The 10,031-nt window shown below is 41.1% G+C and carries 10 protein-coding genes; 7 read left to right on the forward strand and 3 right to left on the reverse strand.

Annotated elements, in window-relative coordinates:
• The coding region (locus CXF78_RS02255) for a putative bifunctional diguanylate cyclase/phosphodiesterase (protein ID WP_102035849.1) at positions 1-1,121 on the forward strand (1,121 nt) is incomplete at its 5' end.
• Between the two features lie 226 nt (positions 1,122-1,347).
• A complete protein-coding gene (gene katG / locus CXF78_RS02260; protein WP_102035850.1) occupies positions 1,348-3,534 on the forward strand; it encodes a catalase/peroxidase HPI in 2,187 nt (728 codons plus the stop codon).
• Positions 3,535-3,614: 80 nt separating this feature from the next.
• Here katG and CXF78_RS02265 read toward each other — a convergent pair whose 3' ends face one another.
• The 3 genes from CXF78_RS02265 to seqA form a co-directional block, all read right to left on the reverse strand.
• On the reverse strand, positions 3,615-4,022 hold the full coding sequence (locus CXF78_RS02265; protein ID WP_011637377.1) for a hypothetical protein: 408 nt from the start codon (positions 4,020-4,022) through the stop codon (positions 3,615-3,617).
• Between the two features lie 170 nt (positions 4,023-4,192).
• Entirely contained in the window at positions 4,193-5,836 is a 1,644-nt protein-coding gene (gene pgm / locus CXF78_RS02270; protein ID WP_102035851.1) for a phosphoglucomutase (alpha-D-glucose-1,6-bisphosphate-dependent), read from the reverse strand.
• Between the two features lie 54 nt (positions 5,837-5,890).
• Positions 5,891-6,517, reverse strand: coding sequence for a replication initiation negative regulator SeqA (gene seqA, locus CXF78_RS02275; RefSeq protein ID WP_102035852.1), 627 nt, complete (start codon positions 6,515-6,517; stop codon positions 5,891-5,893).
• A 304-nt stretch (positions 6,518-6,821) separates the two neighbouring features.
• Here seqA and CXF78_RS02280 point away from each other — a divergent pair, with 304 nt between their 5' ends.
• From CXF78_RS02280 to earP, 5 genes are all read left to right on the forward strand, one after another.
• Positions 6,822-7,595, forward strand: coding sequence for an alpha/beta fold hydrolase (locus tag CXF78_RS02280; protein WP_102035853.1), 774 nt, complete (start codon positions 6,822-6,824; stop codon positions 7,593-7,595).
• A gap of 98 nt (positions 7,596-7,693) precedes the next feature.
• Positions 7,694-7,915 carry a DUF2788 domain-containing protein gene (locus CXF78_RS02285; protein WP_011637373.1) on the forward strand — a complete coding sequence of 74 codons (222 nt, stop codon included), beginning with the start codon at positions 7,694-7,696 and terminating at the stop codon, positions 7,913-7,915.
• A gap of 8 nt (positions 7,916-7,923) precedes the next feature.
• The gene (gene ybfE / locus CXF78_RS02290; protein ID WP_011637372.1) at positions 7,924-8,196 is read left to right on the forward strand and encodes a LexA regulated protein; all 273 of its coding nucleotides are present in this window, start codon (positions 7,924-7,926) and stop codon (positions 8,194-8,196) included.
• 50 nt (positions 8,197-8,246) lie between these two features.
• Complete coding sequence (fldA, locus tag CXF78_RS02295) at positions 8,247-8,774, forward strand: flavodoxin FldA (protein ID WP_011637371.1); 528 nt, start codon at positions 8,247-8,249, stop codon at positions 8,772-8,774.
• 93 nt (positions 8,775-8,867) lie between these two features.
• Positions 8,868-10,031, forward strand: a 1,164-nt coding sequence (gene earP / locus CXF78_RS02300; protein WP_102035854.1) for an elongation factor P maturation arginine rhamnosyltransferase EarP, incomplete at its 3' end; no start/stop codon positions are given.

Consider the following 10,031-nt stretch of genomic DNA (forward strand, 5'->3'; position numbering starts at 1 on the left):
TCGGTAAAAACATCTCTGAACATTTACCCGATGATGCACAGTTATTTAGACTAGGCGGAGACGAGTTTGCCGTCATTGTCACCCAAGTAGAATTAGAACCCCTTCAACACACCATTAACACAATCCATTTAGCACTTGAATCAGCATTTTGTATTGAAAACTACGATTTACTTGTTGGTGCAAGCATTGGCTTAAGCCACTTTCCTATTCTTGCAAATGAAATAGGTCTGCTATTACAACAAGCAGATATTGCAATGTACTCAAGTAAGAAGTTAGCCACCTTATACACTATTTATGACCTGACTCTTGAAAACAATGCTGCCGAAAAAATGAATATCAGTGCGTCATTAAAACGTGCCATTGAACAACAAGAATTTGAACTCTGGTATCAACCTATCATTAATTTACGCAACAACCGTCTTTATGGTGTTGAAGCGCTTATTCGCTGGCCTCGGCCAGATGGCAGTTACACCCCGCCAAGTGTGTTTATTCATATCGCGGAACAAACCACCCTAATAAACCAAATAACCGACTGGGTTATGCAACAAGTTGCAAAGGATGTTGAACATTTTGAATCCTTAGGACTATCTCTCTGTATCCACCTCAATTTATCAGCTAAAGATTTACAAGACCCCAATTTGGTCAATAAAAGTATTTCTCTTGTTAAGGGTAATCATTCATCGCAGAAGATAATGTTTGAGATAACCGAAAGCGCAATGATGACCAACGTAGAGCAAGCTAAAGGTGCCATGGCACAGATTACTGCCGCAGGTGGTACATTCAGTATTGATGATTTTGGCACGGGGTTTTCTTCACTAGAACTATTGCGAGACCTTCCTGTTACCCAAATTAAAATTGACGGCTCATTTATCAACAGTATTCATCATAGCGATGCTGACTTGGCGATAGTTAAATCGGTAATATTTCTGTCAAAGCACTTGAAATGTAACGTTGTAGCAGAAGGTGTAGAACGAAGTGCAACGGCAACATTATTGGCATCACTTGGTTGTGATCTTGCCCAAGGTTACTACTACAGTAAACCAATACCCATTTCATCTTTTGCCAATTATATCCAAGAACAACAATCAGTAAGCGCCGTAGCCAATCAAAATAGCTTTTAATGACTTGGATCATGTCTAATACTAAACTTTTGGCCTAATCTTTATCAACAACTGTTCGATTATTGAACGAACCTTAATACTAAAGTGACTAATCTTACTCATCAATAAAACCGATTAGCTGGACCAATAAAAGTCGCTTTCATTCATAGTCACAGTCAGTTAGCCTGTTAACTCAATCCAGTGATGCATAAAATTTATGCTATTTTTAGTGATAAAGGAACCTATCATGGACAAAGCACAACATACCCAAGGCAAGTGCCCAGTAGCTCACGGTGGCAATACCACAGTCGCAAGCGACGTAATGGAATGGTGGCCTAATGCACTTAATCTCGATATTCTTCACCAGCATGACAATAAAACCAATCCAATGGATCCAAATTTCGATTATCGCGAAGCTTTTAAAAGCCTCGACCTGTCTGCGGTAAAACAAGATCTTCGCGCGTTAATGACTGATAGCAAAGATTGGTGGCCAGCCGACTGGGGCCATTATGGCGGTCTGATGATCCGTATGGCTTGGCACTCTGCTGGAACTTATCGTATGGCAGATGGACGCGGCGGTGCTGGAACCGGTAATCAACGCTTTGCGCCCCTCAACAGCTGGCCAGATAACGCCAATTTAGACAAAGCACGTAGATTACTGTGGCCAATTAAAAAGAAATATGGCAATAAGTTATCTTGGGCAGATTTAATCATACTCGCAGGTACTATTGCTTATGAATCAATGGGCTTAAAAACCTTTGGTTTTGCTGGTGGCCGTGCTGATATTTGGCATCCAGAAAAAGATATTTACTGGGGTTCAGAAAAACAATGGCTGGCAGCAAGCGACGCTGAAAATAGTCGTTACTCTGGACAACGCGACCTTGAAAATCCATTAGCCGCTGTGATGATGGGGTTAATTTATGTCAACCCTGAAGGTGTAGATGGTCAACCGGATCCGTTAAAAACTGCACAAGACATTCGTGTCACCTTTGAACGCATGGCAATGAATGACGAAGAAACTGTCGCCCTTACTGCTGGTGGACACACTGTCGGTAAATGTCACGGTAATGGTCGAGCAGAAAACCTCGAAGCCGCTCCAGAAGGCGCAGAGCTTGAAGACCAAGGTTTAGGTTGGTTAAACAAAACAAGCCGCGGTATTGGCCGCGATACTGTAACAAGTGGTATTGAAGGCGCTTGGACAACCCATCCAACACAGTGGGACAATGGTTACTTTGAGTTATTGCTTAATTACGATTGGGAACTTAAAAAGAGTCCTGCAGGTGCTTGGCAATGGCAGCCTATCAATATTAAAGAAGAACATAAGCCTGTTGATGTTGAAGACCCTTCGATTCGCCTAAGTCCTATTATGACAGACGCTGATATGGCGATGAAAATGGACCCTGAATATCGAAAAATTTCAGATCGCTTTTATCAAGATCCAGCTTATTTCTCGGATGTGTTTGCTCGTGCTTGGTTTAAGCTTACCCACAGAGATTTAGGCCCTAAAAGTCGCTATCTTGGAACTGATGTTCCCGCTGAAGAGTTAATTTGGCAGGACCCTATTCCACAAGTTGATTACAGCTTAACTGAACAAGAAGTTACCGATATTAAGGCTAAAATCTTGGCCAGTGGATTAAGTATTGCTGAACTTGTTGCTACCGCTTGGGACAGCGCCCGCACTTTCCGTGGCTCAGATTTTCGTGGCGGAGCAAACGGTGCCCGTATTCGCTTAGCGCCACAGAAAGACTGGCAAGGCAATGAGCCGGCAAGATTACAAAAAGTATTAGCCGTGTTAGCGACTATTCAAGCAGGCTTAACTAAACCTGTCAGTATTGCAGACTTAATTGTACTCGGCGGCACTGCTGCAGTAGAAAAAGCAGCTCATGCGGCTGGTGTTCACGTTAAGGTGCCTTTTGCCGCTGGTCGCGGTGACTCAACCCTAGCACAAACAGATGTTGAATCTTTTGACGTATTAGAGCCTCTACACGATGCATTTAGAAACTGGCAAAAGAAAGACTATGTTGTTCAGCCAGAAGAAATGATGCTCGACCGTACTCAATTAATGGGACTAACCGCGCATGAAATGACGGTATTGGTGGGTGGTATGCGAGTATTAGGTGCCAACTACGACAACAGCAAACATGGCGTATTTACCGACAATGTAGGTGTGTTATCAAATGACTTTTTTGTCAACTTAACTGATATGTCGTATAACTGGAAACCTGCAGGTAAAAACCTTTATCACATCGTGGATCGCAGCACCGATAAAGTGAAATGGACTGCTACCCGAGTCGATTTAGTCTTTGGTTCAAACTCTATTTTACGTTCGTATGCAGAGATTTATGCGCAAGACGACGCAAAAGAGAAGTTTGTTAACGATTTCGTTAAAACATGGACTAAAGTAATGAATGCAGATAGGTTTGATCTTATGTAAACCTTACTGCCAATATAAAAAACAGGTGTAGAATAAATTTTCTGCACCTGTTTTAATGATTCAACACGACAAAAATATGTTTAATTCATCCGCTTCACTTCAAATTCTAATTTCACTTTAACCGGAAGCCGCTTGTCATTTTGCGCGGTAGGCTTAAACTGCTGTTTAGGCATTTTATTCAACAATGCCTGTGTCATCCAACCTTCTGGTGTTGAGCTAATTAACGTTTTGCTGACTTCATTACCATTTGAATCAATCGTTTGATAATATTCACCTTTACCAGCACCTTTAGGTAGCCAATCAGGTCTTTTATTTAACATCACAGGTTTTAATGTTTGTGGTGACCAATATTGATTTAACTGAGCAGAATTAATAATAACGATATCATGATTAAAAGTAGCTTCAGGCAATGTAGCGATCTCAGGCTGGGTTTGGCAACCCGCCGTAATAAAAAGTGATAGCGTGATAAGTGAAAGGTATTTTTTCATTCAATTCTTCCTTGAAACAATAATAAAGAAATTTTGAACAACAATATTACAGAGTGCTTTTGTTGTAAAAGTGATTTCAATAAAAATTAACTTATCACAGAGTCGTTAGTAAAAAATAGACCACAAAAAAGCACTGAAAGATCAGTGCTTTTAGATAGAGCAAAAGCTCATTAGCCTTTTAGAGCTCCATCAATCATTGTCTGCGCTTGAGCAATAATCTCATCCAAATGTTGCTGACTAATAAAGCTTTCAGCATAGATTTTAAATAAGGCTTCAGTACCCGATGGACGCGCAGCAAACCAGCCATTCTCAGTGGTCACTTTAATACCACCTATCGCAGCATTATTACCTGGTGCATGACTTAATATTGCTGTAATCGCCTCACCCGCTAATTCTGTGTCGGTAAAGCTGTCACGATTTAACTGTTCAAACTTAGCTTTTTTCTTAAGACTAATTGGGCTATCGATACGAGTGTAAAAACTTTCGCCAAATTGATCGGTTAACTCTTTATAGCGTTGTGCAGGTGTTTTGCCTGTTACGGCTAAAATCTCAGCCGCTAGTAATGCTAAAATAAAGCCGTCTTTATCAGTACACCAGGTACTGCCGTCACGTTTTAAAAACGCTGCACCAGCACTTTCTTCGCCACCAAAAGCAATCGTGCTATTGGCTAAACCAGCAACAAACCATTTAAAGCCCACAGGCACTTCTAAGCATTGTCGACCTAAGGCGTTACACACACGATCAATCATTGCACTCGATACTAAGGTTTTACCCACAGCCAGTGAATCAGACCATTGCGGACGATGAGTCATTAAATAATCTATCGCTACCGCCAAATAATGATTAGGGTTCATCAGCCCGAAGCCTGGGCAAACAATACCGTGACGGTCATAATCCGGGTCATTACCGACGCACAAATCATAATCTTCGCTGTACGCTAACAAACCTGCCATGGCATAAGGAGACGAGCAATCCATTCGAATTTTTCCGTCTTTATCTAATGGCATAAAACCAAATGTGGGATCAACTTTGTCATTGACTAAGGTAATATCTACACCATATTTAGCGGCAATTTTCTCCCAGTAGTAAATACCCGAACCACCCAGAGGATCGACACCTATACGAATATTGGCTTTTTTAATGGCATCCATATCAATGACTTCAGCAAGAGATTCAACATAAGGTGCAATAAAATCGACTTCATCAATCCAACCCGACTTAACGGCGACGCCATAATTGACTTTTTTAACCCCTGAAAGCTGATTGGCTAAATATTCATTGGCTTTGGTTTCGATGAGTTTAGTAATTTCACCTTCAGCTGGGCCACCATGAGGTGGATTGTACTTAATGCCACCATCTTGTGGAGGATTGTGCGAAGGAGTAATAATTAACCCATCGATTAACGCAGCAGGTGCTGAGGAGTTTGCACGAACAATCGCTTGAGACACTACTGGTGTTGGAGTAAAACCATCATGCTGTTGAATTAACATTTTAACTTGGTTAGCCGTTAATACTTCGACCACAGACATAAATGCTGCATAAGACAAAGCATGGGTGTCAAACCCCACAATCATTGGCCCGCTAATATTGGCTGAATGGCGATAATCGACTACAGCTTGGGTAATGGCCCAAATGTGATTTTGATTGAAACTGGATAAAAACGCACTGCCTCGATGACCCGATGTACCAAATGTCACTTTTTGTTGCACGTCTTCCACATTGGGAATAATGCGATAATAATGACTCATCAATTTAGGAATATTCACTAAATCCGTTTGTAAAGCTTGCTGTCCTGCGCGTTGATGAATGGCCACGAATGGTCTCCTAGTTAGTAAAATGAAAATGGAATTTTCGACAAAACTCAAAAGTTAAATGTGTTCGGCGATACTCTTCGCTCTTTCACTGTCACAACCTAAATGTTCCAATACCTCAGTTAAGATGGTTTGTTTTTTGGCGGTATTGTTATTGGTGGTGACCCAAAATCCACTTGACGCGATTTCTTTTGGATTAGAAGATTTACTTGAATTTAATAAAGCCTGTTTAGAACGGGCAAAATACAAACGTCCTTTGCCTTGCACATTAAGCACTTTGTCAAAATCACTGCCAGCAGTGGATTCAAGACTGGATAATAAATACATAAAACGCCCGACGGCACCTTTCTGTTGGCTCAATAAGTGCTGGCTAACCATGGCATCAAAATCAATACTGGTTGACGTTGCAATGTCTTCATCTATAGGAGAATGCTTATTTGCGCTATTTTGATCAGCGATGACTTTTTCTACAACCGCTTTGGCTTGATCAAAAACGGGATGACGATTCACTGGCGATTGCGATTCTAAACTTGGGTGACTAATGTCTGTCGGTAAGCTTACATCGACATTTTCGACTGACAAGTTCAATAAACGACGCAAAATATCGGAAGCGCTTTCGCCGATGCGTTCAGTTTTACTGGCAATAAAGCGATAAAGTTCTTCGTCAATTTCAATGTATTTCATCAGAGTCATCCTTTTTCTATTAGTCTTTGTCATTACTGTAGCCAAAAATAAAATTGGCATCAGGTAAGTCGGGATCGCAGATCGAATTAGCATTAATGCGATCAAAAAATATTGCTTCAGTGTAAGCCATGCTTAACCTACTAATAAAGTGGCAAAATCATTAAATGGACGATATTACCAAGTTTTTATTAAAAGCAGTTTAAAATACCAGCAACTATGGCGGCGAGAGTCTGCAAAACTTGATTTGACTGACGCATTGCAGCAAAATCTTCCGCATTAATTGTTCCAATGAGTTTGTTGCGTTATGCATTATGTATCTTCTGGTCAAGGTGAAGCTGTCCTACTTATTCATGGGCTTTTTGGCAATCTTGATAATCTAAAAAATCTCGGCAGTGTTCTTCAGCAGCAACATCAAGTCATACGGGTTGATGTGACTAATCATGGGTTAAGCGAGCATTGGGACAACATGGATTACCCGCAACTTGCTGATGCCATGATTGATGTACTCGATGATTTACACATCAAACAAGCCCATGTAGTCGGTCATTCAATGGGCGGGAAAATTGCGATGGCAATGGCACTTTTACACCCCGAACGTATTAAAAGCATAGTAATTGCAGATATCGCACCGGTAGCGTATAGCCCAAGACATCAAACCGTGTTTGCAGGCCTAACCAGTTTAGTATTAAACAGCGATACAACTCGAAAGTCTGCCCTAGCACATTTGATCAACGCCGGTATTGATGAGCCGACATCTCAGTTCTTACTAAAGAATTTGCAACGCACCGACAGCGGCTTTGAGTGGAAAATGAATTTAACTGGGCTAATCGAATCTTACGACCGTATTATCGGTTGGGATTTGCCTTTAACCGGCAACGATGATTTTGATAAACCCGCACTATTTATCCGTGGCGGTGAGTCCAATTATGTCACTGCTGAGCATCGAGATGAAATCATGCGCCAATTTCCACAAGCCAGTGCAAAAACATTGAACGGTACAGGCCATTGGTTACACGCACAAAAACCTGAGATATTTAATCGCATCGTGTCTGAGTTTATTGAACAAAACCAAGGGTAAATTTTTAATATTTACCCTTTTGAACATAGCCGATTGTATCGTGATGTGATATATTCGCGCCCTCTTTTCGCCAGACACTCAATAGCGAAGGTAGAAGTATGTTAAACCAATACATGGAACAAATTGAAGTTGTAGGCTTAAACTTGTTTTTTGCATCGATATTCTTTTTTATCGGCATGGCTATCCATGATGTGCTTAAACAAGGTGAAGTCCCTAAATTTGGTCGATATATTGTTTGGGCAGTGTTATTCCTCGGCTGCGCCGGGTTTATTGCAAAAGGTATTATTCAGATGACCTGGGAAGGCTCTGGGATCGGTTAAAGAGTACAATGGCAAAAGAAACAACAGATAGAACGACTATTGACCTTTTTGCCGCAGAAACTCGCCGTGGGCGCCCGAGAAGTAACCCTCTTTCTCGGGAGCAGCAATTAAAGATCAATAAGCGTAACCAAATTCAGCGTGATCGCGCTAACGGTTTAAAGCGAATAGAGCTAAAGGTGTCACAAGATTTGTATGATGCCTTGAACCAACAAGCTTTGAACAGTAACATCAGCCGTAGCCAGTTAATCGAATTTATTCTGCAACAGCAACTCGACAACTGAGACTTTTTAGAACATCGCACAACGCGAACTAGATATTTAAAGGATAGACAATGGCAACTGTAGGTCTTTTTTTCGGTAGCGACACTGGCAACACCGAAGCTGTAGCCAAAATGATCCAGAAAAAACTGGGTAAAAGCATGCTTGATGTTAAAGACATCGCGAAGAGCACCAAGGAGCAAATTGCTGAATACGATTTGCTTATGTTTGGTATTCCAACATGGTATTACGGCGAAGCACAGTGTGATTGGGACGACTTTTTCCCAGAGCTTGAGCAAATCGACTTTACCGATAAGTTAGTCGCTATTTTTGGTTGTGGTGACCAAGAAGATTATGCTGAATATTTCCTTGATGCGATGGGCATGGTACGTGACATTGTTGAAGCTCGAGGCGGTATTATCATTGGCCATTGGCCATCTGAAAGCTACAACTTCGAAGCCTCTAAAGGCATGGCAGACGACAAGCACTTTGTCGGTTTAGGGATTGACGAAGATCGTCAGCCAGAGCTAACCGAAGAACGTGTTGACGGCTGGGTTAAGCAAATTTATGAAGAAATGTGTTTAGCTGAGTTAGAAGACTAAGCCACATCATCAAATTAGATTTGTGAATCAAAGCGGCTTCATTGCCGCTTTTTTATGCCTATAGTTTAGGTTAACGGTTAAGTAACGATTAATATGTCAGTCAATAATTCCAACCCATTACATCATCATTGGGATATCTTTTGTACTGTTGTCGATAACTATGGCGACATAGGTGTCACCTGGCGTTTGGCTAAGCAATTGGTAGCAGAATATGACATCCCCATTAATTTATGGGTCGATGACTTGCAGAGTTTTTCACATATTTTACCTATGCTAGATCCACATAAGTCGAAACAAACATTCAATGGCGTGAATATATTTCAATGGAATAACCCACTAGATATAGAGTTTATTGCTGGCAATGTCGTTATTGAAGCGTTTGCCTGTGAATTACCATCACAAATAAAATCCATAATAAGTCAATTGCATCAACACCCTCTTTCTCAAGCGCCTACTTGGTTAAACCTTGAATATCTCAGTGCTGAAGATTGGGTAGAGGGTTGTCATGGGTTGCCCTCTTCACAACCTAGTGGAGTTAAAAAGTGGTTCTACTTTCCAGGCTTTACCCCTAAGACTGGCGGGCTTATCTGTGAGCGTGAATTATTTAATCAACGAGACGAATGGCAAGCTGACTCTACACATAAATTAACGTTGTTCAAAAAGCTGGGATTACAAGGGATAAATGCTGAAGACACGATCATCAGTGTCTTTAGTTATGAAACACCAGCCTTAGCTGCGTTGTGTGAATTATGGCAAGCATCTCCAACCCCAATTCATGCTCTAATCCCTAAAGGACGTAGTTTACATAGCTTAACGAGCATATTGCCCTGTGACATTAAAGATTTGATACCCGGTCAACAATTTACAATAGGTAACTTAACCCTACATATATTACCCATGACCGATCAAAATGGTTTCGATCGCTTGCTATGGAGCTGTGATTTTAATATTGTGCGGGGTGAAGATTCGTTTTTACGTGCTCAATGGGCTGCAAAACCCTTCATATGGCACATTTATCCTCAAGAAGATGATTATCACTTGGTAAAATTACAAGCTTTTATGCAAATTTACTGCGATAATCTTGCTCCAGAAATTGCTACTACTTGGTCTGAGGTGAATTTGGCCTTCAACCAGGGGAATACAAATGCAGTAGTAATGCACTGGCAACAATTACATTCTGTTAATTTGTCTTTAATGCAACATGCTATTGAATGGCCAATTAACGCGTTAAATGAAGCAGATCTTGCGAGTCGACTA

It is taken from the genome of Shewanella sp. 11B5 (genome assembly GCF_002836795.1).
GTDB classification, from domain to species: Bacteria; Pseudomonadota; Gammaproteobacteria; order Enterobacterales; family Shewanellaceae; genus Shewanella; species Shewanella frigidimarina.

Coding starts and splice junctions, on each gene's coding strand:
- CXF78_RS02285 (WP_011637373.1), top strand. CDS start 7,694: ATGTTAAACCAATACATGGAACAAATTGAAGTTGTAGGCTTAAACTTG.
- ybfE (WP_011637372.1), top strand. CDS start 7,924: ATGGCAAAAGAAACAACAGATAGAACGACTATTGACCTTTTTGCCGCA.
- seqA (WP_102035852.1), bottom strand. CDS start 6,517: ATGAAATACATTGAAATTGACGAAGAACTTTATCGCTTTATTGCCAGT.
- katG (WP_102035850.1), top strand. CDS start 1,348: ATGGACAAAGCACAACATACCCAAGGCAAGTGCCCAGTAGCTCACGGT.
- fldA (WP_011637371.1), top strand. CDS start 8,247: ATGGCAACTGTAGGTCTTTTTTTCGGTAGCGACACTGGCAACACCGAA.
- CXF78_RS02280 (WP_102035853.1), top strand. CDS start 6,822: ATGCATTATGTATCTTCTGGTCAAGGTGAAGCTGTCCTACTTATTCAT.
- CXF78_RS02265 (WP_011637377.1), bottom strand. CDS start 4,022: ATGAAAAAATACCTTTCACTTATCACGCTATCACTTTTTATTACGGCG.